This is a genomic window from Dehalococcoidia bacterium, assembly GCA_035528575.1.
GTDB lineage: Bacteria > Chloroflexota > Dehalococcoidia > E44-bin15 > E44-bin15 > DATKYK01.
On the sequence record DATKYK010000034.1, the window covers coordinates 41,584 to 64,461 of the forward strand.

The following is a 22,878-nucleotide window of genomic DNA, read 5'->3' on the forward strand; positions in this document are numbered from 1 at the left end:
TTGCTGGGCACCGTTGCAGAAGGAGGTTACTAATGGAAACAGGCGATGTATACACCGAACTGGTTAAGAGGCTGAATTATACCGGGTCGGAAAGTCTGCTCCGGGTATTGCAGAAGCTTTTTACCCCTGATGAGGGTAGGCTGCTGCTCCAATTACCGGCTGAGCCATCTGACTTGGCCCGTAAATCGGGAACGGACGAGGAGACGGTGCAGCGGAAGCTCGAGGAGTTCATGGAGAGAGGACTGGTCATCCCCACCAGTAAGGGGTTTTGCTTCGCCCGAGATGTGACGCAGCTGCATGATTCCACGCTTTCTAGCGATGAGAAATGGATCGATACCGAGATTCTGGACCTGTGGAAGGAGCTTCAGGAAACTGAGTGGATTCAGCGAATGGCAAGCGGCCTCGGGGATTCGTATGTGCAGTTTATCAGGGTTCTTCCCGCCTGGAAGGCGATCGAGCGGAGCCCTGAAATCTCGGACGGCGAGCTTTTACCCGAGGAGAATATCAGGGAGCTAATTAAAGGAGCAGACCACATCGCAGTGATTCCCTGTAGCTGCCGCAGGTCGATGAGGGGGTGTGATGCCCCGATTGATGTCTGCCTTCAATTCAACCGGGGAGCGGAATATGCCATCAATCGGGGTGCCGGAAACAGGATTTCCGCGGAGGAGGCCGTCGCTATCGCCGATCGAGCTGAGGATGTGGGCCTGATACACACCTGGCCCATGGCGGCATACGGTCGTCTGAATGAGATATGTAACTGTTGCCGCGATTGCTGTGCCATCTTCGCTATCGGCATCAAGCTGGGCAATATGGAGCAAATTCTGGAGAAGAGCCGTTTTCGTGCTGAAGTCGATCAGGAGCTTTGTAACGGCTGCCAGGACTGTGTGGAGCGGTGCTTTTTTGAGGCAATAGAAATGAAGAAGTCTTCCACATCCAGGAAGCTCAAGGCCACGATCGATTTGGCAAAGTGCTTCGGTTGCGGCCTGTGTGCTGTCGTCTGCGACCCTGGTGCTATTATCATGAAGGTGGAGCAAGCATAGAGAGCGTGGATATCCAGGAAAGATCGCTTACGCGCTGGCTAATTGGAATACACAGTGGTTAGGGGCGCCAAGAGCACTACTAACGCTCCACGGTCCGGGCAAGCGACTTCCTTGCCGAATCTGGCTCCTGACACCGTCTGAGTGCCTCTTCCAGGGAGATGATCCGTCTATGGTATAGTTGCATTATCGCTTGATCTATCGTTTGCATGCCATAACGGGAGCTCGTCTGCATGGTGCTCCACATCTGGGAAGTCCTCGACTCCCGAATGAGGTTTCTTATGGCATCGTTGGCGACCATAACCTCCACGGCGACGGCACGCCCTCTGCCGTCAAGACGCGGAATCAGTGTTTGATATAGCACACCTTGCAGAACGGTGGAGAGCTGAACTCGCACCTGTTGCTGTTGGTAAGGGGGGAAGACGTCGATGACCCTGTCGATGGCTTGAGGGGCGCTGGGAGTGTGGAGCGTGGCGAGAATAAGGTGTCCGGTTTCCGCAGCGGTTAACGCTATGGCGATGGTCTCCAGGTCCCGCATCTCTCCTACCAGGACAACATTGGGGTCCTGGCGCAGGGTGTGCTTAAGGGCGTTAGCGAAGCTCATGGTGTCGGTCCCAACCTCTCGTTGCGTGATTAAGCATTTATCGTTCTTATGGAGAAACTCGATAGGGTCTTCGATGGTGACAACACTTCGGCTCCTCAGGCTATTGAGATGCTTGATCATTGCGGCAAGGGTGGTCGATTTGCCACTACCTGCGGGGCCGGTGACCAGCACCAACCCGTGTTCCTTCAAGACCAGGTCTTTGCATACATCGGGCAGCCCTAGCTGCTCAATTTCGGGGAGATCTGTTTGAAGCATACGGAAGCAGAGACTAATGGTACCCCTCTGTATGCAGGCATTGGCGCGGAAGCGTCCAACTTCCGAAATGCTATAGGCGAAGTCCAGTTCCCATTCCCGTTCAAATGTCACCCTTTGTTCCTCAGTGGTAGTATCTTTAAGGATCTGCTCCATGTCCTGGGCGGTTAGGCTTGGCAGACTATCGTTGGGAACTAGTTCACCGTCGACGCGTGCCACCGGCGGAACACCGGCAGTGAGATGAAGGTCTGACGCACCTCTTTCTACGGTATCCCGTAGCAAATCATCGATATGCATGTTAGCTCTTTAACCTTGCTTGCATTATCTTACTATATTGTGTTATATTTGTCAATATATATACATAGTATAATAAATAACATTATCTTATTATGTATATTTCGGAGGTGTTTGTCAATACCTCAACCAATATTTCGATCCAGAATGCGAGTTGCTGTTCTCCATCTCTCGGCATAGGCTCGCTTCAGTAGCTGGAACTGGCTCTGAAAGAGGGCAGAGGTGAGCGTGTCTGTGGTCATAATAACGGCATCCTCTCGATTATCGGTATAATAACCTATTCTAACCCCCCTTTTGGTGAAGCCGTATTTTTGGTAGAGTTCCTGGGCTGCTATATTGGAGAGGCGCACCTCCAGTGTTATCACCTCGGCCTGCCGTGTTAGGGCCAGATCGATTGCGGAAATAAGCAGCAGTTCGCCGATCCCCAGCCGTTGATATGCCTGTCGTACCCCTATAGTGGTGATATGAGCCTCCCCTGCCATGAGCCAGAAGCCAATGATGCCAACAACTAGTTGACTGGGAGGAGATGCCCCTGCTTTGTAAAAGAGGCGTCTTGCCCCTACCCGGGGGTGGTCGAGCGGGGAGCCGCGCTGCTCCCTTTTTCCCAATGGCGCAGCATGGTTCTCATTCTCACAAGCTACCAGGTAACGGGCTGGCCTGTTGAACAGGAGATCACTTCTGTAGGGTGGTGGAGGCCACTGAGTGGGGAAGCATTCCTGATCGATCTCGGTGGCCTGGGGAACATCGGCCAACCGCATTGGTCGTACTGTATAGCTCAAGGTATCCTCGTTAGGGTGATAGTGGATCAATGTTACCATATTGTGCTACCTGCCGCTATCTTTTTACGCTCCTTCTGATGTCAACTTGACAAACTGGGTGTATATCGGCAGTATATATCATGCAAGTCTACCGAATGCAAATTCAGTCGAATTTCTAAGTTAAAAGTGAGGACCTGGGCTATGCAAGATATGAGTGATGAGAACCAGAGACTACAGGGAGCGATGGGCCTTCTAACAAGGTATCATCCCTTCCATGAACTCTTGGGCATGACGGTTGAGCCGCTGGACACTGACAGTATATGCATCAAACTTGCAATGCGAGATGAACTGTGCGGATATCCAGGGCAAGGTATTCTATATGGAGGGGTTATCGCGGCCGTGATAGATATTATTGGGGGCATTATAGTTGCCTGGAGTGTATTAAAGGATATCAAAGAACAAACCGTGCAAGAACAGGTGAAAAGACTGAAAAACATGAGTACCGTTGACCTGCGCATTGACTATCTGCGACCAGGTAAAGGCAAGATTTTCACGGCAACCGCTTCCGTCCTACGAACTGGCAAAAAGTTAGCAGTCACACGTATGGAATTGTGCAATGAGGAAAAGCATCTTATTGCAGTCGGTACAGGAACATATACAGTTAGTTAGAGACCGCTAAAAAAGAGGTGCAGGATACTTCCTGCCGGGGGTCTGGGGGTGTCCCCCAGCTTTAAAAAGTCCCCCAAGATTGGGGGATTAGGGGGTTGATTGAGACTATTCCATCTGTCTCAGTTAATATGCTACGTCTCGTATAGCTTGCCGCCATTAGGTTGACTCTTACTTTAAGTTTTATAACCGCATCACGTACGTACACCCATTCACTATGCAATCTACCTCAGTTCTGCCTTCACTACAAAAAGCATGCTAGTCCCTATGTGACGGTCATGCATATGGTGATAAATGCGAGATAGATATCCGAACACGGGAGCTTCTTGGGGTGAGATGCCCTGGCGGGCATTTCTCTGCAAACTACCGAGAGGAGACGTAGGCGAATGATGTTACGGGCGCATCATCTGATTTGCCTCCTTGGCTTCAGGGGGCTGGGCTATTCCCCCGAGTTTCTGCAAGATATGATTAAAATAGTATTTAAGCTCCTCTCATGTCCAGAGACCCTGATCGAGGTAATCAGTGAGCCCGATGATATCTGTACCCCCTGCCCTTTCCTCAAGGATGGGGGCTGCCGTGAAGAAGGTCCTCAATCGGAAGAGATGGTAAAGAAGCGGGACCGCGCTGTTATGATGAGGTTGGGGTTGGTATCGGGTGATAAAGTAACCTGGTCCGCTGTTGAGCAGAGGATTCGCTCCTCTATAAGCCGCCGGGATTTGGAGCAGATATGCCAGGACTGCCAGTGGCTGCCCCTGGGCTACTGCGTGGCTGGCCTTGAGAGGTTGAGGGAGTAATATTCAATATCGAGATAGGTCGGCGATTTTGGAGTAGAAATAAAGCTGAGAGAGGCGATTTGATCTGGAGGTGAAGATTGCGTGGAGCAGTTTAAGCGAATCTGAGAATAAAGCTGAGCGAAAATTAAAAGGCCTCGGATAATTAAATGCTTGAAGCTAGAAAAACGGTAGTCACTCTGGATGAAAAGTAACCTTTTGGGACTTCAGAGGAACATTATCAAAGCTGCCGTTACTGCGAATATGTTAGAAGGCTGAGGGGTTTAACCGCCCTAAACCTTTACTCCCATTACCGCGTTAAGAACCTCAAGGATTTCGGGTACCTGAAAGGGCTTCCTGATGAAATACATAGGTCCAAGCGCCATAGCCTCCAGGGCTATGGGGTAGTCGCCATATCCCGTAATAACAGCCACGACTGTTCTCCCGTTCTTGGCCTTTATCTCCCGTAGTACCTCCAATCCACTCATATTAGGCAACACCAGGTCAAGGAATATCAGGTCGAATCGCTTCCTATTTATCTCCTCCAGGGCCCTCTCGCCCGTTTCACAGCAGGTAACCTTGTGACCCTGCCCTACAACAACATCTTCAATAAGTTGCAGAATTTTAACATCATCGTCAACGACGAGTACTCCTTCCCCATCCCCTCGCCACATGCTGAGAAAATTATCGATGTCCTCAGGTCGAAACCTCCTGTCGCCACGGGGGCCAACGTGATAGCTTTTTATAAGCCCTTTATCCCCCCATTGCCTCACCGTATTTGGGTGCACATTAAGTATAGCGGCTACCTCTTTCACCTTGATCATCCTTACTGGATTCCCGTTCATTTTCTTGACTCCCACTCCCTATTAATTAGCGTTAATAAATGGTAACTGTTAAGAGGATATGCTAAGATATTTATAATAATGTAATTTTGTGCAAAAGTCAAGTCCGAAATGTTAGGTGATTAAGATAGCATCTAATTCCCTACGTAATGGGTGGGGAGGTGAAAAAAAAGGAGGTGTGGACTAGCTCGCATCCAGGCAATTCGCATTATTAGGACCTGACAGCCTGTTGCCGTGCATTATGATATTGACGTGTGTCAAAACGTCCCTCCCCACAAGGATACATACGCTCCCTACAAAAAACCACTTATTTGTAAGGGAATTCCCCACACAAATAAATACATACTTTCCCCACAAAAAATACATACTTTCCCGACAGACAAATGGCGCATCTTGTGTTAGCATGAAATTGAGCGTTTCGCCAGGGGCGCTTCCTGCAGATAGGCAAAACTGGGGATTCACACAAAAAAAAGAATATCGGCTCAGGGAAGTGTGATGGCCTATGGTGATTCTGTGGTTTTGCCTAAAAAAAGAACCTTTAAGCGGGGTGTAGAAGCCCGTAGCTTAAGGTTTTTTATTTTCAAGCTCCGCTTCACCATCGTTATCTGCCTCATGGACAATATTTTAGGCAAAGATAATCAGCTAAATTCAGCGGGTTAGAGTAGAGTCGGTTAGGTTTCAAAGTAGAATGGGAGTGAAGAAGTGAAAGCGAGGATAGTTTATGTGGCACTGGCCCTGGTGCTGGTCTTATCGCTGGCAGCGGCGGTAGCAGTATCTGTGGTCAGCGCCCAGAGTCCAGTGGACTATGTGGACATCGGCGACACAACAAGCGAAGCAGGCCATAACCTGCAAGGATGGGGTCCTATAGAACCTGCGACAAGTGGAGGGGGTTACGGTGGGATCGACGACTGCCGCTGCACGGTGAATGGCTCGGAGTGTAGTAACCCTGAACTGTTCTGGGGATCATTAACCCTAGACACCGGCACAGGAATGACCGCTACAGAACTGCTGCTGAGCGTGCTTGACGGAAGTGGCAACGACAGTTTCGAGGTGTATGTGAACTCTCATCTAGTCAAGACCTATACCGATCCGGACCCTATAATTGACCCTGAGACATGGTACACCCACAATATCAGCATATCCGATCTGAATTTGAGCGGAAGCATAACGGTGAAGGTAGACTGTACAGCATCGGCGTGGAGTGGTTGCCCCACTTACGGCCAGCTAGCCGTTGACTGGGCTGAGCTCTATGCCGAGACTACCCCTGAGGGAGAAGGGCCCTGCTTCATCGCCACTGCTGCCTATGGCACAGCGAGTGCTTCGGAGATCGATGTGCTACGGGCCTTCAGGGATGAGGTGCTGCTGGAAAGCAAAGTGGGCTCTCAACTTGTGGAGTGGTACTACCAGACCAGCCCTCCGGTAGCGGACTTCATATCGGAGCACGAGGGGTTAAGGACTCTGGTAAGGGAGCTCCTGGTTGACCCGGTTGCTTCGTTAGTCGAAGCCACGGAGGTTCTCTGGGGAGATTAGGACGCCAGCCTTACCAGCAAATTGTGTAGGAAACCGAAACTAAATGAGCGATAATGCAGGTTGACAATAAAGGTAGCTTGTATCAAGATGATGTGGGGAGATATTTTCGTAAATAGTTGATGAAGTTAATGATGGCGCATATTGTTTGTTGATTAGCTTAGGCTAAATAAGAGGTTGTTTGAGGGTTGGTTTTCACTTAGGAGATGCAGGGGGGGAGATAATTCTTAGTTAATAATAATATAAATATAAAATAGCCCCGAATGAGTGTTGGCTCACCGGGGCAAAGGCATCAGGCACGCACAGCACCTATACGCCCATTTGTTATTCTAACAAAAATAGCTAGAAAAGTCAAATGGATTGAGCCGGCCGTGCCGCCTGATGCGGGGTACAGCCGGCTCTTTATTTTGAGCTTTTCGAACCTTTCAAACTTAATAATAGATAGTTAACAAAGGCTGATATGTCCTGCCCGGCAGGAAGCATGACTCACCCTTAATTGATAGGGTTGCTCTCTGTGACGGGGGTCGATGAGGGCGATAGAACGAAAACTGAATAGAAGTGAAGAAGCCGAAGATTCCTGCCCGTGAGGAGCGTCACGTGGCTGTTGGATGAGGTGACGCATACGGTACGGGGGTCGATGAGGAAGAGGCTAAAATAAAAAAGGAGAAAAAGAAAGATGAAAAAGATTCTAATTAGCGTGATGGTGATTGCCGTGGCTGTTGCCATTGTTGCCGGTGGCACCATGGCCTACTTCAGCGACACCGAGAAGAGCACCGGCAACGTCATGACCGCCGGAACTTTGAACATGACGATAGCCGATAACAATGAAGGTTGGAATAATGGTGTTCCTGTTACTGCATCATGGCAGTCACCAAGTGGCTGGGCACCAGGAGAGACTTTTACTACTGGCGTAATTAGCTTGCGTAATGTAGGAAGTATCCCCATTAACTACCTGTTCACCACCTACTACAATTACAGCTACACTGTTGCTGACCTAGCTAAAGTAATAGAGGTTGTGGAGTATAATGAGTACATACCCGGGTATGGTTGGATAGACAGTATGCAACCAACCCAGGATCTATGGAAGCTGGTGGGTGATAACCTGCAACCGTTGACACTCAAGGAGCTGATACTCGCTTCGTGGGTGGGAGACACCACTTGGGTAGACTACTGCACTGGTGATGGCTATGATGTGGTACCCGCGGGCAACCCTGCTATACCGGTAGGCGGAACTTACCAGATTTACCTAGTGCTCAAATTCGCGGATGCTGCTGGAAATAGTTATCAAGGAGCTTCGTGCTCGTTTGATATCGAGTTCGAGGGGGTCCAAGATAATGTAAGTCAGAAGCATTAACCAGTAACCCAACCCTAACCGGTCAGCAGAGGTAGGGCAGGGCAACCTCCCTGTCCTGCCTACTCTCCCTAGACACTAGAAAGGAGGGTCAGTCAATATGGAGAAGTTTCTGCTGAGAAAGCTTCTGCTTTCAATGCTGGCTGCCTTTCTGGTGATAGGGTTGGTAGGAACCGGCACCTTTGCCTGATTTCAGGACACCGAGACCAGCACGGGAAACACTTTCACTGCTGGAACCCTTGACCTGAAGTTGAAGGACAACAGTGAGCCCTGGGGGGACGGCGTCACTGCAACCTGGACGATGTCGAACATGAAGCCGGGAGACGAGCTCACAGGCACAGTAGAGGAACTCGGCCTGAATAACGTGGGCTCGGTACCGGCAAGCACGTTGGACATCACGGTGATTAACACCGTCATCGACCCTCTTGGCCCGGAGTCGGACACGGAAGAGGGCACCACCGACATGGACTGGTTCATGCAGGTAACGTGGATGGAATACGAAGATGGCGCTGGCGTAATCAACTGTTTGCTCCTCTTCGAGGATGTCAAGAGTAACGGGTGGAAAGACCTGGACGACTTGGAGAAGGATCCCATCATCGGGCCTACCGGCCCCGGTTGGCACCGGACGCTTCCAGCTGGGTCTAAAGTTCCACCCAACCGCCGACAACGACTATCAGGGTGATCAGTTGGTCAGCGACTTCGTATTCACTCTGAACCAGTGAACCAGTAGAGTAGCCAGTAAGTTATGCTGCAACGGCATCTTGATTGGGTGCCCCCCGATTTATCGGGGGGCACCCGTAGTGGGGTATTATTGAAGGAATCTTCATAATTTGTTATTCGAACAGCGACAAGGTAGAAGGGTAAATGCTGACAAGGATTTTTGAGGCTCTGGCAACCGTGCTTCTGGTGATGGCTATCCTGGTGTCGGTGGGTATCTTCGTTGGCCCGAAGGTCGGCTGGCAGGTCGATGCTGTATATGGCGGCAGCATGGAGCCGGCAATAAAGCTGGGAAGCCTGGCGGTGATAAGGCCGGTAGAGCCTAAAACCGTTAGCGAGGGAGATATTATCACCTTTGCACCCCCCACCGATACCAGCGTTAGAGTTACCCACAGGGTGACGCAGGTGATCGATGGGGAAAGCGGACTGGTATTTCGCACCAAGGGCGATGCCAATGAGGAACCCGATGCTTACACTGTGCCGGCGCAGAATGTCGTGGGCAGGGTGTGGGTGAGCGTCCCTTACGCGGGATATTTTACGGACTTTGTTAGGAGCACGCTCGGCCTTGGTCTCCTCATCGGCATACCGGCTGCTATCATCATCGGGATCGAGCTGAGGAACATTTTTATTGCCTCCAGGGATTTGCGGCGAAAACGTGAAAACGTTATGTTAGACAGGCTTCAAAATGAGTAAGGTTCGAATCATATTCATTCTGGGCGTAGCCCTTCTGCTGGTGGTGAACTCGATGCAGCTTTTGCTGACGGCGGCCTCGATGGATGTGGGAGACAGCCGGGCCTACTTCAGCGATACGGAGACGACCAGTGTCACCATTCAGGCAGGGGTCTGGTGGCATGAGGCCGATGACCTGGTCGTGGACAAAGATAAGGCCGAGCTGGTTGGGTCCCCTTATGGTGCTCATACCAGACTTCATGGCATGAAGATTGGAAACGGCGGTGAATATAACATCACCATAGACAAGGTCAAGGTTAGCTGGACTCCTAATGGGGCGGATATTCGGATAGTGAACATTTGGTTTTGGGGCGAGGTGGAATGGACTGGTGAGAAGCCCTCTGGGACGGAACTGGATATTGGAAATTGCACCATTGCACCAGAGGAAAAATACAAGATCGATTTCACCTTCGATGAGAACATGGAGGGGAAGGTTTTCATCATCGATTTCATCATGAGCGATGGCTCAATACTACCCGACCCCTTTGGACCGGTTGCTGTGGCGGAGGGAGAGCTTATGCCTACGCCCACACCAGAGCCTACGCCCACCCCAGAGCCAACACCGACGCCAGAGCCAACACCTACACCGGAGCCTACTCCTACTCCAGAGCCGACGCCGACGCCAGAGCCGACATCCACACCGGAACCAACACCGACGCCAGAGCCGACACCCACACCGGAACCAACACCTACGCCCACACCAGAGCCAACACCTACACCGGGTCCAACGCCTACGCCAGAGCCGACACCCACACCCGAGCCAACACCTACGCCAGAGCCAACACCCACACCGGAGCCTACACAGACACCAGAGCCAACACCCACACCAGAGCCAACGCCCACACCAGAGCCAACACCTACGCCTGGGCCAACGCCCACTCCAGAGCCAACGCCCACGCCAGAGCCAACACACACTCCAGAGCCAACGCCTACACCTGGGCCGACACCTACTCCAGAGCCAACGCCCACACCGGAGCCAACGCCTACACCGACTCCAGAACCGACACCGGAGCCAACGCCAAGTCCATAGCGTATACCCAACAGAGGATGGATTACCCACCCGCTAAAATGATGGCGATGTCTACCGCGCTCGATTGCCTTCTCACCAACAAGCTCTGTCTGTTTCACCACACATCGGCGATTACGGCCAAACACCCTGGTAGTCATCAGACGCATCGCTGCTGCAACCGCCACCATTGGCATCGGTATTTTTGCACACGGAGATCACCTCTCCCCTGGTTCCGATAGCCCAAGTGTAGTGCGCCTCAGTCTCACAGCCGGTGCAACTTGCATTTCCCGACCCAGCGCAGTTGTCGTCGTCCTCAGCGGTACCCTGCCAGCAACCGGTAGGCACCTTTGTTAGTAGTCCCTCTGGGCCGGTCAGCGCGCAGATGTCAATGATGTTGTAGGGGTCCCCATCTATATTAATTGTAGTGCCGGTTACGGGGAAACTCGCAGATGAAATCAGGTGGACGATGACTGCGTTCTGTATTTGAGACCTGACCTCGTCGTAAGCGATTTGACGGGCCCGGTCGGCTATACCACCAGCGGATAGGACTACTATACTGGCGAGGATGGATATTATTATCAGCACGATCAGGAGTTCTATCAGGGTGAAGCCACGCTTGCCGCCAGGGCGCATGAGCCCTAAATTCTTTATACGTTTCATATCCACGCGTCTCCTTTCAATACATAAACATGCTTTTAAAGATAGAGACTGCTGAAATAGTCTCAATCAACCCCCTCATCCCCCAATCTTGGGGGACTTTTTAAAGCTGCCCCGATACATCGGGGAGACCCCCGGCAGGAAGTATCCTACACCTCTTTTTCAGCGGTCTCATATAGTACAATGTAGTTATTTCCCCCGTCTACCTTTCGAATTAGCGGGTGGGTTTTCCGAAGCGTTCCCACTCGCTATAGACGCAGCCGCAGTACTTCTGGTGGTATAGATTCAGCTCCCTCGATAGGCGCTGGCTTTCCCTGAAGCCAGTTCGAAAATCCTCGTAGTGAAAATCGATGCCCTGCTCTTTCGCCGCCGTTTCACCGACCTCGCGCAGCAGCTCATGCTTCTGATAGAGGCTGATCAGCAGCGTGGTGGTGAAGCTGGTAAAACCCTTCTCGCGGGCAACTGCGGCGGTCCTTCTGAGGCGCATCTTAAAGCAGTCTCCGCAGCGCTCATCCTCGTGTCCCACCACCGCCCGGAAGTAGGCGATCATATCGTAGCCCTCTGTAGCGATGAGCGGTAGCTCCACTAACTGTGCCAGAGTGCGCATCGCCTCCAGGCGACTACGGTGCTCGGTGAAGGGGTGGATGTTGGGGTTGTACCAGAAAGCGGTTACCTGAAACCCCTCTTCCCTGAGCCGGTTCACCGTATAGGTGGCACAGGGGCCGCAGCAGCAATGAAGCAGGATTTGGTTCATTTCGTGTCTCGGAATTTAGATTTGCCCTGGACGGTAGTTGCCAAGGTTACTTAAAAAGTCTTGGAAAATTCATGTTTGCTCGAACAGGCCTAGCTGTGGTGGCTGTTTGTAGGGCAGCCCCAGGTGCTCATATGCGTGGCGGGTCACCGCCCTTCCCCTGGGGGTTCGCTCCAGAAAGCCCAACTGCAACAGGTATGGCTCATAGACATCCATAATAGTATCGGCCTCCTCGCTTATGGAGGCGGCGATAGTGTCCAGCCCCACCGGCCCGCCATCGAATTTCTGGATAATGGTCAGCAGTACCTTGTGGTCCAGTTCATCCAACCCCAGTTTGTCCACCTCAAGCCGGGATAGTGCCTCGAGAGACACCTTCTGGGTGATCACCCCCTCCGCTATCACCTGGGCGTAGTCCCTGACCCTCCTGAGCAGGCGATTCGCCACCCTGGGTGTGCCTCGGGAGCGTCGTGCTATCTCACTGATGCCACCCTCCTCGGCCTCGATCCCCATTATGCGCGCCGAGCGCCTGATTATTGCTGCAATGGACTCCTCATCGTAGAAATCGAGTCGATAGACCACTCCAAACCTGTCCCTGAGCGGTGGACTGAGCATGGCGAAGCGAGTAGTGGCCCCGATCAGGGTGAATCTGGGCAGATTGAGTCGCAGGTTCCTTGCCCCCGGCCCCTTGCCCAGGATGAGGTCAAGCACGAAGTCCTCCATCGTGGGGTAGAGTTTCTCCTCCACCGCCCGGTTGAGGCGGTGGATCTCGTCAATGAATAAGACATCGTTCTCTTTGAGGCTGGTGATGATGGCGGCGATATCTCCGGTGCGCTCTACCGCGGGTCCTGAGGTGGTCCTGATGTTCACCCTCATCTCGGCGGCGATGATGTTGGCCAGCGTGGTTTTACCCAGGCCCGGGGGTCCGTATAGCAGGATATGATCCAGTGGTTCACCTCTGCCCTGGGCGGCGGCGATGGCGATCTTCAGGTTATCCTTTACCTTCTCCTGCCCTAGAAAATCGGTAATACGCTTGGGGCGTAGGGTGGTATCCAGGGAGACATCCTCCTCCTTGGGCTTCCCCGATACAACTCGCTCCGTGCCATCTTGTGAAGACATCGATTTATTATAATAATTTGGCTACCATTAATCAAACGATTCTTGTGCGGTGTCCAGGACATTCTAAGCACTTTTCAGGCTATGGAGTGGGAGAAGTATGAGAGCTAGACCCCGTATATTCCCCGATTGACACCTATCTAAAGATAGGATAAACTCAAGCTAGTTAATTCGTTCACAATCTATAAGTGGGAGGTGCTATGCCGAGCAAAAGCAAGCATGAATGGCAGGATACGGCGCTGGCAAAGGCGCTACAAAAGGCCCCTGAGCGACAGGAGCGATTCGAGTTTACATCGGGAACAGAGGTTAAGGCCCTGTACGCCCCTGAGGACCTCGATGGGCAGGACTACAGTGAGCGCATTGGCTACCCTGGCGAGTACCCCTTCACCCGTGGCATCCAGCCTACTATGTATCGGGGAAGGCTTTGGACAATGCGGCAGTACGCCGGGTTTGCCTCCGCCGAGGAGTCAAACGAGCGATATCGCTATCTGCTGGAGCAGGGGCAAACCGGTCTGAGCATTGCCTTTGATCTTCCCACCCAGATCGGCTATGATTCCGACCATCCGCTTGCCCGGGGAGAGATCGGGAAGGTCGGTGTTGCCATCGACACGCTGGGTGATATGGAGGTGCTGTTTCAGCAGATCCCCCTGGATAGGGTGAGCACATCGATGACGATAAATTCCACTGCCCCTGTCCTGCTGGCGATGTATATTGCCCTGGCGCAAAAGCGGGGGGTTGACCCGGCGAAGCTCAATGGCACCATTCAGAACGATATACTGAAGGAGTATGTCGCTCGCGGTACTTATATATTGCCGCCCCGCCCCTCTATGAGGTTGATCACCGATATATTCAAATACTGCGGGGAGTATGTGCCGCGCTGGAACACCATCAGCATTAGTGGATACCACATCAGGGAGGCGGGGGCTACAGCAGCTCAAGAGCTGGCCTTCACCCTGGCCAATGGCATCGCCTATGTTCAGGCTGCCATTGACGTAGGGCTCGACGTGGATGACTTCGCCGGTAGGCTTTCCTTCTTCTTTGCCAGCCACAACAACCTGTTTGAGGAGGTAGCCAAGTTTCGGGCGGCTCGCCGCTTGTGGGCCAGGATCATGAAGGAGCGCTTCGGCGCTAAGGATCCCCGCTCCTGGATGTTGCGTTTTCATACCCAGACCGGTGGCTGCACTCTCACCGCACAGCAGCCCGATAATAATGTAATCCGCACCACGATGCAGGCGCTGGCCGCTGTCCTGGGGGGGACACAGTCGCTGCATACCAACTCCCGCGACGAGGCCTATGCCACGCCCAGCGAGGAGGCGGTAACCATTGCCCTGAGAACTCAGCAGGTGCTGGCCTATGAGAGCGGGGTTGCCGATAGCGTGGATCCGCTGGCGGGCTCGTATTTTGTGGAGTCGCTGACCGATACGCTGGAGGCGGAGGCGATGGAGTATATCGAGAGGATAGATAGTATGGGCGGCGCGCTGGCGGCCATCGAGCAGGGATTCCCGCAACGGGAGATTCAGGAAAGCTCATATCGCTATCAGAAGGATATCGAGAGCGAGAAGCGGGTCGTGGTCGGGGTTAACAAGTTCGTCTCCTCCTATCCCAAGCCGAGCGGTCTGCTTCGTCTCGATCCCGAAGTGGCGAAGCGGCAGAAGGAACGCCTGGCCCGGGTGAAACAGGAACGGAACGGCGATGCAGTGGGCGCTGCCCTGAAGAAGCTCGAAGGGGCTGCCCGCGGAACTGAGAATACCATGCCTGCCTTTCTGGAGTGCGTGGCAGCCTATGCTACCATTGGCGAGATATGCGATGTGCTGCGGGGTGTCTTCGGGGAGCAGCGGGAAATCGCTGCATTCTAGGTGTTTTGCCGTATGAATAAAGCGTTGGAAGGAGAGGAAGTTGTCGGCGCTAATCTGCGGAGTATTTCACTTGATTGCTTTATGAAAAGGATAATGCAAGTAAAGCAAATCGAGTATCCTGGATACAGGTAACCTAAGCGCGAGAAAGGCGAAAAAGAGGAGGCAAAAGGTGCTTAAGAAGGTTGATCATATAGCGATTGCGGTAAAGAGTCTCTATGAGGCGCTGGGGGTCTTTGACAGCGTCCTGGGGCTAAAGGTGGAGCATATCGAGGATATCCCCGACCAGGGGGTTAAGGCGGCAACTGTCCATGTGGGCGACACCAGTATCGAGTTTCTGGAGCCCACTGACCCCCAGGGGGGGGTGGCTAAATTCATTGAGAGGAAGGGGGAGGGCATTCATCATATCTGTATCGAGGTGGACAACATCGATGAGGAGCTCAAGTCACTGGCGGCAAAGGGCGTGGAGCTTATCGATAGGCATGCAAGAGATGGACTAGCTGGTAAGATCGGCTTCCTGCATCCCCGTTCAACCAAAGGGGTGCTCATCGAGCTGGTTGAGAAGGTCTGAGATAGGAAGGATTATCATGGCAGAAACCATCAGAGTGTTGATTAGCAAGCCGGGCCTGGATGGACACGACCGGGGAGCCAAGTACGTGGTGCGTATCCTGCGCGATGCAGGAATGGAGGTTATCTATAGTGGGCTTCGCCAGACACCGGAGATGATCGCTGAAACCGCCCTGCAGGAGGACGTGGATGTTGTGGGCCTCAGCATTCTTTCCGGTGCGCACCGGGACCTCCTCCCCGCCATTATGGAGCAGATCAAAGAGAGGGGGCTGGATGTCACCGTGGTTGCGGGTGGAATAATCCCGGAGGATGATATCCCCTTGCTTGAGCAGATAGGAGTTAGTGCCGTCTTCGGCCCCGGCACGCCATCGCAGGAGATTGTAGACTATATCAGGGGCGCTGTAGTGTCAGAGAAGGCGTGATAGGTAGGTTAGATAGCGAAGCGGCAGGTGAAACTAAACTTCCCCCGGAGCTGGTTGCCGAGCGGGTAATCTATATATAGTCTCACCATTAGTGAATTGATCATAGTTAAGCATCTCCATTGCTAGCGTCAATACCAGACTTTTTGCCCCGCCACTTCATTCCCTTCTCTCTTTGGGATAGCCTCACCGCTTCATCGGTAGGCCGGTAGCTGGCGAGGAATGAATCCTTAAATGAGGGGAAGCTCCCGTTAGTTATGCTCCTCCGCATCTCTTCCATAAGCCTCATTATAAAGCGCAGGTTGTGGATGGTGGCGAGCCGGTAGGCCAGAAGCTCCTCGCAGCGGAAAAGGTGATGAATGTAGGCTGTGGAGAAGTTTTGGCAGGTATAGCAGTCGCACCCCTCATCCAGAGGGATGTCACGATCCCTGAAGTGAGCGTTCCTTATGATTTTCCTGCCGTTACGGGTGAAGAACCCTCCGTTTCTGGCGATGCGGGTGGGCAGGGCGCTATCGAAGATGTCGATCCCCATCGAGACGCCAGCGACGAGGTCCTCAGGTGAGCCTACACCCATTAGATAGCGAGGCTTGTCCTCGGGGAGCAGTGATACTGTCTCCTCCACGATAGAGTAGGTTACCTGCTTGGGCTCGCCAATGCTCAGCCCCCCGATGGCATAGCCATCAAAGCCTGAGGCGGTAAGGAAGTTCGCTGAATGGCGGCGAAGCTCCATGAAGGCGCCTCCCTGAACTATCCCGTAGAGGGCTTGGTCTACCCTTTGCCTGCTCCTCTGGCACCTCTCTGCCCAGAGATGGGTTCTTTCTACCGCCTCCTGTACCGCGTTGTGGTCGTCGGTATAAGGGGGGCACTCATCGAAGGCCATGATAATATCGGCACCCAGCGCCTCCTGGAACTGTATGGAGAGCTCCGGGGTGATGAAGTGCTCGCTGCCATCGATATGGGAGCGGAAGAGCACCCCATCGTCGCTTACCCGGCGCAGGTGGGCCAGGCTGAGGACCTGGTAGCCTCCGCTATCGGTAAGCAGGGGGCCGGACCAGCTCATGAAGCGATGCAGACCCCCCAGCTTCTCGATGACCGCGATGCCGGGCCTGAGGTAGAGATGGTAGGTGTTCCCCAGAACTATATTTGTACCCAGGGCGGAGAACTCCTGGGGGGTAAGGGATTTAACCGTTGCCTGGCTGCCCACCGGAATGAAAGCAGGGGTCGGCACCAAGCCGTGGTGGGTGGTGAGCATGCCGGCGCGCGCCCCGGTACGGGGGCAGGATTTTATTAACTCAAAGCTCAACTCTCAGCCCTTTTCCTGCAGGAGGTGATCGGCAATGATTACCCGCTGTATCTCGGAGACCCCTTCATAGATCTCGGTAAGCTTGGCATCCCGATACAGCCGTTCGATCTCCATATCCTTCATGTATCCGTAAGCCCCATGGACCTGCATCGCCATACCGGTAACCTCGACCGCTGCCTGAGAGGCGAAAAGCTTCGCTGTTGCCGATTCCTTCGCTATTTTACCTCCCCCGTCGCGGAGAGAGGCTGCCCTATAGGTCAGCCACCGTGACGCCTCCACTCGCGATGTCATCTCGGCGAGCAGCCACTTTATCGAGAGCAGCTCCGCTATGGGATTGCCATGGGCCTTCCTATCCTGCGCATAGTTTAAGGCGAGCTCCAGGGCGCCCTGTCCCACCCCCACCGCCTCGGCGGCCACCGCCAGTTTCCCCACACTTATCGCCTCCAGCATGATCCCATAACCTGCGGCCGGCTCGTCGAGCAGGTTCCCCCTGGGCACCCGAACATCGTCGAGGTAAATCACCGCAGGGGAGAGCCCCCTCACCCCCAGGGTCTCGCAGGGTTGTCGCATGTTGTATCCCGGGGAGGAAGTATCTACGATGAAGGCGCTCAACCGCCCCTTTTCATCCTTTTCGTTCCTGGCAAAGACCACCGCCACCTGAGACGCTGGGGCAAGAGCGACAAACTGCTTCTGACCGCTGATGATGAAGTCATCGCCATCGGGTCGGGCCCGGGTCTCGATGGCCCTGGGGTCGGAGCCGGTTGCCGCTTCGGTGAAGGCGAAGGAGGAGAGCCTCTCTCCTTTAGTAAGGGGAACGAGGAATCTCTGCTTTTGCTCTTCGCTGCCGTAGCGGAAGATGCTCTCCTCAGCCAGGCTGTTTACCCCGATAATGGCTCCGGCAACCATGGCAATGCGGCAGAGTTGCTCGATAACCAGTACGTAGCCGATGTACCCCGCGCCCGCGCCCCCGTATCCGGGAGGATAGGGCAGCCCGAAGTATCCCATGCTGCCCATCTCCCCGGCCAGCTCGAAGGGGAACTCGCACTTGCGATCGATCTCCATCGCCACCGGCCTCACCGACTTATGGGCAAAGTCCCTGGCAGTGCCCTGGATCATTTTTTCTTGCTCGCCCAGATTAAAGTCCATTTTTTCGTCCTAAATGAAGGTTTTTCGTATTGACTAAGTCTGGAATAGGTTGAAGCCCTTTTCTAGTTATCATTAAGGTCTCCTCATAGTAGCCAGAGGTCTAAGACCATGGTGAGGAAGAGGATGCCCAAAAAGGGGAAGGCGGTTAGCTTATAGACTCGCCAGGCATCGTGTGAAATGCCGGTGAGCACCAGGCGGGCGGTGGTAAAAACCGTCAGTGTCCCCAGGATGCTCGCCGCCACCAGATAGGGCATGCCTAAACCACTATCGCTAAAGTAGTAGAGGGAGATGGAGCTCCCCAGGAGGAGCACGGCGAGTAGCAGGAGCACCTTTATGGCATCCTTGACCTCCCATGAGATGGGGAAGTAGGTGATCCCGGCCTGGCGATAGTCCTCCCGATTGGCAATCATCACGCTCCATACGTGAAGGGGGGTCCAGAGCGTGATCAGGATGCAGAGAAGCAGGATGGTCAAATCCAGCTGGTGGCTGATTGCCACGTACCCGATTAGAACCGGGGAGCACCCGGCTACTGCACCCTGGGGAAAGGCGCAGGTTATCCGCTTTCGCCATGTTGACGCGGCGGTAATGCCTAATAAACCGAAGAGAAAGCAGAGGGGGTGGAGAAACCAGGCTATAATCAGGGCGCCTACCGACAGACCTATCGCCAGTGGCAGCATCTTCCAGGCGGGGAATATCCTCTTTGAGGGGAGGGGGCGGTGACTGACCCGCTGCATCCTGGCATCTACCTCGCGGTCGAGGTAGTTGGTGATGCCGTTGGCACCGCTGCTCCCCAGGAGGATAGCCAGCGTGGCGAGGAGGAGTATATCTATTGGTGGTTGCCCCCCGCTAGCGATAACCGCGGCGCAAAAGCCGATGAAGGTGAGCAGGACGGTTTCGCGGGGCTTTAACACCTCGATATAGTTAAGCATGGTTTTGAATGTCACCCTTGATTGAATGCTCTGGATAAACACTTAGGTAAGCTCCTTTCACCAAAGTAGCTTCTTCGGCCATGCCACCCGTGTCGCGGTGGCAGCCTCTTTATGCTTTTCTATGCCAGCATTACTTGATTAACCCGGCCCTCTCTTTCTGGCATCGGCCACTGCTTTGTTGTATGCCCTAATAATATCATGTCTGCGCAGTACACCCAGTATCTGGGAGGGGTCGGCTCTGGACACTACAGGTATCCGCCCCACATCCATAGTCCCTAACCTCAACATGATATCACGCACGCTCTGGTCAGGGTAGGCGGTAACCGGATTGCTGGTGGCAATATCGCCCACCTTTTGGTGGGGAACATTCCTTTTCAGGCCCTCCTCCACATCGCTCAGGGTAACACAGCCATAGAGGCTTCCATCCTTGCCCACAACAGGGAAGCCGTGATGCCCTGTTCTTTCCAGCATGCGCACCAGCTTGGTAACCGGCATCTCTGTTGAGACAGTGGGGAAATCATGAGTCATTATTTCCCCTACGGTGATAGACTGCAGCGGGTCCATCTCCCCCTCAATAATCCTACCGCCCCTCCTCAGTACCTTTAACGTGTAGATGGATTCACGGCTCATGCGCCGTGCGATATAGGTGCTGATTACTACTGCCAGCATCAAGGGCAGGATAATCGTATAGTCGCGGGTCATCTCGAAAATGATGAGGATGGCTGTTATGGGGGCATGGGCAGTGGCGGCAAACACCGCTCCCATGCCCACAAGCCCGAAGGCCCCGGGTTCGGTAGCTATTGAGGGAAACAATGCGTTAGCTCCCCTGCCAAAGACCTCCCCGAGCATGGCCCCGATGAATAGCGATGGGGCAAATACGCCACCACTGCCGCCGCTCCCGAGAGTGAAGGAGGTAGCCACTATCTTGAGAACGCACAGCGCTACGAGCAAGCCAATGGCAAACTCGCCCAGGATGGCACTCTCCATCCCGTCATAGCCGACACCGAAGAGCTGGGGGTAGTAAAGCCCGATCAGGCCCACGGCGAGACCACCGACAGCGGGTTTTATATACTCGGGGAAGCGCCATGCCTCGAAAATATCTTCGCACTTGTAAAGGGTCTTAACGAAGCCCAGGGCGACGACGGCAGCGGCAATACCCAGCAGGATATAAAGGGGTAGTTCCCAGCCGCTGCTCCAGATGTATGGCGGTATCCGGGTGAAGGTGGGACTCTGACCCAGGAAGACAGTGGCGATCGCAGCGGCGATGATGGCACTGAGTCCGACGAATAGGAAGTTGCGGACGGTGAAGCGGCGCAGGATCAGCTCCAGCCCGAAGAATATCCCGGCGATGGGGGCATTGAAGGTAGCGGCGATTCCACCTGCAGCCCCACAGGCAACCAGCAACCTGACCCAGTCCTCAGGCAGGCGGAACCATTGACCCACGGCTGAGCCTATGGAGGAGCCGATCTGGACAATGGGACCCTCGCGCCCGGCGGAACCACCGCTCCCGATGCAGATGGCAGAGGCCAGTGACTTGACTGCGGCTACCCGCGGCCTGATGCGCCCCTTTTGCGTGGCAACTGCCAGCATCACCTCGGGGACGCCATGCCCTTTAGCCTCGCGGGCGAGGAAACGGATCAGGAGCCCGACTACCAGCCCCCCTAATGCGGGGAGTATGATCACATAGTATTTACCCAGGAAGCCGAATGCGGTCTCACCGCCATCGAAGAAGAGCGTATGAAATTCTAAGATCAACCATCTGAAGAGCACCGCCCCCAGTCCCGAGGCAAACCCTACCAGGATGATCAGGGTGACCCCTCGGGTCGTCTCCGAGGTGCGCCAGAAATCGGGGATCTGTCGCAGCCTCGCTCCCAGTTGAAAAATCAATCTGTCAGTAACTCCTCGAGCACACTAGCCACATCCTCCGCTGAAACATCATTGCGGAAGGTGGTGCGGCCGATGCCCTCGAGCAGCACCCACTTTATCTCCCGCCCCCTCACCTTCTTGTCCAGTGCCATAGCCTGTAGCACCCTGTTCTGGTTCACACCCGAGCAGGAGGTAGGCAGTCCAAACCTCTCGATGAGCTGCTTCTGTCGCGTTACGATTTCCGCCGGGATAAGCCCCAGTCGCTCGCTGAGCATGGCAGCGCCGGTCATGCCGATGGCGACCGCCTCGCCGTGGAGGAAGCGCTCATATTCGGTGGCTGCCTCAAGCCCGTGGGCGATGGTGTGCCCGTAGTTCAGTACCATGCGCCGCCCCTGCTCCTTCTCGTCCTGGCTTACCACTGTGGCTTTAAGCATAGCGCTTCGCCTTATTGCCTCTGTGGTCGGTGCAGCCTCAAGAGCCTTAAGTTCGGTAGCATGAACTTCCAGGAATTGGACAAACTCGGCATCCAGGATTAAGCCGTGTTTTATCACCTCGGCCCATCCCGAGACGAGCTCCCGCTCTGAAAGTGTGGTCAGGGTGCTCACATCGGCGGTGACCAGTCGGGGCTGATAGAAGGCGCCGATGAGGTTTTTTGCCCTGGGGTGATTTACCGCTACCTTCCCACCAATGGCGGCATCGGCCATGGCGATGAGTGAGGTGGGTACCTGAACCAGGGGCAGGCCGCGGAGGAAGGTAGCGGCAGCGAAGCCGGCGAGGTCGCCCACCATGCCCCCTCCCAGGGCGACGATGGCATGGACCCGCTCGGTACGGCGCTCCACCAGCCAGTCGTAGAGCTTCACTGCAGTATCGATGGTCTTCGTCGTTTCTCCAGTGGGCACGAGGAATGACTCCACGTCGAAGCCAGCCTGCTCCAGGGCTGTGCAGGCTCGGTGGCCATAGTGGTGAAATACGTTCTCGTCACTGATGATGCTGGCTCGATCGCTGAGACCTAGCTGGAGCATCCTCCTGCCAATATCATCAAGTAAACCCCAGCCCACGAAGACCGGGTAGCTCCCGGTGGGCGTGGTGACCACGAAGGGGGCATTGCCATTGGGGGCGCTTGCCTGCCCCATGCCGCGAACCACCTCATCGACGACCTCGTTAAGGGAGAGGATATCGGTATAAACCGACCAGTCGGCCGTGGCATAGTAGGGCTGGCGAGACGCCTTCAGTTGTGTAATGCGCTCCAGTGGGTCGGCAGCGGCGAGCAGCGGGCGCACCACGGTGCCATTGTCCTGCTGTGAGGAGAGGAGGCGATTATAGATGGTCTGAGGCCTTGCCTCAAGGCAGATTACCGCCCCGCTCCGGGCGAAAAGCTCCCTGTTGCGCTGGTCAACAACCGCCCCGCCGCCGGTGGCGATAACTGCCCCTTTTCCGGCACACGCCTTCTCCAGGACCTGCCGCTCCAGTTTTCGGAAGTGCTCCTCGCCGTCCCGGGCGAATATATCGGGGATGGGTTTTCGGGCCAGGGCGACGACCTCCTGGTCGCTGTCAATGAAATTCCACCCCAGTCGCCGTGCTACCTCTTTCCCTACCACTGATTTACCGGTGAAGGAGAAGCCGGTTATAATGACGTTTTTACCTTTTTCTACCATCTAGCTCGCTTTCACATCACCTGGTCAATACATCCAGATGGCTTCGATAATTACGCGGTGATT

The 22,878-nt window shown here is 54.3% G+C and carries 21 protein-coding genes and 1 pseudogene; 11 read left to right on the forward strand and 11 right to left on the reverse strand.

The features are described 5' to 3' along the window. Window positions 1-32 precede the first annotated feature (32 nt). Entirely contained in the window at window positions 33-1,040 is a 1,008-nt protein-coding gene (locus VMX96_08425) for a 4Fe-4S binding protein (protein ID HUU63922.1), read from the forward strand. Window positions 1,041-1,119: 79 nt separating this feature from the next. On the opposite strand, the gene VMX96_08430 is transcribed toward VMX96_08425, so the two are convergent. Further along, a complete protein-coding gene (locus VMX96_08430; protein HUU63923.1) occupies window positions 1,120-2,190 on the reverse strand; it encodes a type IV pilus twitching motility protein PilT in 1,071 nt (356 codons plus the stop codon). Window positions 2,191-2,312: 122 nt separating this feature from the next. Beyond that, window positions 2,313-3,005 carry a ribosomal protein S18-alanine N-acetyltransferase gene (gene rimI, locus VMX96_08435; protein HUU63924.1) on the reverse strand — a complete coding sequence of 231 codons (693 nt, stop codon included), beginning with the start codon at window positions 3,003-3,005 and terminating at the stop codon, window positions 2,313-2,315. A gap of 141 nt (window positions 3,006-3,146) precedes the next feature. Here rimI and VMX96_08440 point away from each other — a divergent pair, with 141 nt between their 5' ends. Further along, window positions 3,147-3,614 carry a thioesterase family protein gene (locus VMX96_08440; protein HUU63925.1) on the forward strand — a complete coding sequence of 156 codons (468 nt, stop codon included), beginning with the start codon at window positions 3,147-3,149 and terminating at the stop codon, window positions 3,612-3,614. Between the two features lie 383 nt (window positions 3,615-3,997). Next, window positions 3,998-4,405 (forward strand): DUF1284 domain-containing protein, encoded by a 408-nt coding sequence (locus VMX96_08445; protein HUU63926.1) that lies wholly within the window; start codon window positions 3,998-4,000, stop codon window positions 4,403-4,405. Between the two features lie 269 nt (window positions 4,406-4,674). Here VMX96_08445 and VMX96_08450 read toward each other — a convergent pair whose 3' ends face one another. Next, window positions 4,675-5,226, reverse strand: a complete 552-nt coding sequence (locus VMX96_08450; GenBank protein ID HUU63927.1) for a response regulator — start codon at window positions 5,224-5,226, stop codon at window positions 4,675-4,677. A gap of 699 nt (window positions 5,227-5,925) precedes the next feature. Here VMX96_08450 and VMX96_08455 point away from each other — a divergent pair. The 5 genes and pseudogenes from VMX96_08455 to VMX96_08475 all read left to right on the forward strand — a co-directional run bounded on the left by VMX96_08455 (window position 5,926) and on the right by VMX96_08475 (window position 10,577). Continuing rightward, window positions 5,926-6,753 carry a CFI-box-CTERM domain-containing protein gene (locus VMX96_08455; GenBank protein HUU63928.1) on the forward strand — a complete coding sequence of 276 codons (828 nt, stop codon included), beginning with the start codon at window positions 5,926-5,928 and terminating at the stop codon, window positions 6,751-6,753. Window positions 6,754-7,426: 673 nt separating this feature from the next. Further along, complete coding sequence (locus VMX96_08460) at window positions 7,427-8,104, forward strand: TasA family protein (GenBank protein ID HUU63929.1); 678 nt, start codon at window positions 7,427-7,429, stop codon at window positions 8,102-8,104. Between the two features lie 199 nt (window positions 8,105-8,303). Continuing rightward, window positions 8,304-8,783: pseudogene (locus VMX96_08465) on the forward strand (hypothetical protein). A 182-nt stretch (window positions 8,784-8,965) separates the two neighbouring features. Further along, entirely contained in the window at window positions 8,966-9,511 is a 546-nt protein-coding gene (locus tag VMX96_08470; protein HUU63930.1) for a signal peptidase I, read from the forward strand. Further along, entirely contained in the window at window positions 9,504-10,577 is a 1,074-nt protein-coding gene (locus VMX96_08475; protein HUU63931.1) for a SipW-dependent-type signal peptide-containing protein, read from the forward strand. The genes VMX96_08470 and VMX96_08475 overlap by 8 nt, the downstream gene beginning before the upstream one ends. Window positions 10,578-10,688: 111 nt before the next feature. On the opposite strand, the gene VMX96_08480 is transcribed toward VMX96_08475, so the two are convergent. The 3 genes from VMX96_08480 to ruvB all read right to left on the reverse strand — a co-directional run bounded on the left by VMX96_08480 (window position 10,689) and on the right by ruvB (window position 13,080). Continuing rightward, the gene (locus tag VMX96_08480) at window positions 10,689-11,216 is read right to left on the reverse strand and encodes a prepilin-type N-terminal cleavage/methylation domain-containing protein (protein HUU63932.1); all 528 of its coding nucleotides are present in this window, start codon (window positions 11,214-11,216) and stop codon (window positions 10,689-10,691) included. Between the two features lie 211 nt (window positions 11,217-11,427). Next, complete coding sequence (locus tag VMX96_08485; GenBank protein HUU63933.1) at window positions 11,428-11,967, reverse strand: epoxyqueuosine reductase QueH; 540 nt, start codon at window positions 11,965-11,967, stop codon at window positions 11,428-11,430. A gap of 69 nt (window positions 11,968-12,036) precedes the next feature. Then, a complete protein-coding gene (ruvB, locus tag VMX96_08490) occupies window positions 12,037-13,080 on the reverse strand; it encodes a Holliday junction branch migration DNA helicase RuvB (GenBank protein HUU63934.1) in 1,044 nt (347 codons plus the stop codon). Window positions 13,081-13,277: 197 nt separating this feature from the next. Here ruvB and VMX96_08495 point away from each other — a divergent pair, with 197 nt between their 5' ends. The 3 genes from VMX96_08495 to VMX96_08505 all read left to right on the forward strand — a co-directional run bounded on the left by VMX96_08495 (window position 13,278) and on the right by VMX96_08505 (window position 15,919). Continuing rightward, window positions 13,278-14,933, forward strand: a complete 1,656-nt coding sequence (locus tag VMX96_08495; GenBank protein ID HUU63935.1) for a methylmalonyl-CoA mutase family protein — start codon at window positions 13,278-13,280, stop codon at window positions 14,931-14,933. A gap of 169 nt (window positions 14,934-15,102) precedes the next feature. Then, entirely contained in the window at window positions 15,103-15,501 is a 399-nt protein-coding gene (mce, locus tag VMX96_08500) for a methylmalonyl-CoA epimerase (GenBank protein ID HUU63936.1), read from the forward strand. 16 nt (window positions 15,502-15,517) lie between these two features. Beyond that, the gene (locus tag VMX96_08505) at window positions 15,518-15,919 is read left to right on the forward strand and encodes a cobalamin B12-binding domain-containing protein (protein HUU63937.1); all 402 of its coding nucleotides are present in this window, start codon (window positions 15,518-15,520) and stop codon (window positions 15,917-15,919) included. Between the two features lie 106 nt (window positions 15,920-16,025). Here VMX96_08505 and tgt read toward each other — a convergent pair whose 3' ends face one another. From tgt to aroB, 5 genes are all read right to left on the reverse strand, one after another. Continuing rightward, window positions 16,026-17,219, reverse strand: a complete 1,194-nt coding sequence (gene tgt / locus VMX96_08510) for a tRNA guanosine(34) transglycosylase Tgt (GenBank protein HUU63938.1) — start codon at window positions 17,217-17,219, stop codon at window positions 16,026-16,028. 3 nt (window positions 17,220-17,222) lie between these two features. Continuing rightward, on the reverse strand, window positions 17,223-18,365 hold the full coding sequence (locus VMX96_08515; protein HUU63939.1) for an acyl-CoA dehydrogenase family protein: 1,143 nt from the start codon (window positions 18,363-18,365) through the stop codon (window positions 17,223-17,225). An 83-nt stretch (window positions 18,366-18,448) separates the two neighbouring features. Then, window positions 18,449-19,336 carry a UbiA family prenyltransferase gene (locus VMX96_08520; GenBank protein HUU63940.1) on the reverse strand — a complete coding sequence of 296 codons (888 nt, stop codon included), beginning with the start codon at window positions 19,334-19,336 and terminating at the stop codon, window positions 18,449-18,451. 96 nt (window positions 19,337-19,432) lie between these two features. Then, complete coding sequence (locus VMX96_08525; protein ID HUU63941.1) at window positions 19,433-21,181, reverse strand: chloride channel protein; 1,749 nt, start codon at window positions 21,179-21,181, stop codon at window positions 19,433-19,435. Next, window positions 21,178-22,815: a 3-dehydroquinate synthase gene (gene aroB / locus VMX96_08530; protein ID HUU63942.1), complete on the reverse strand. Its 1,638-nt coding sequence runs from the start codon at window positions 22,813-22,815 to the stop codon at window positions 21,178-21,180. The genes VMX96_08525 and aroB overlap by 4 nt, the downstream gene beginning before the upstream one ends. Window positions 22,816-22,878 lie beyond the last annotated feature (63 nt).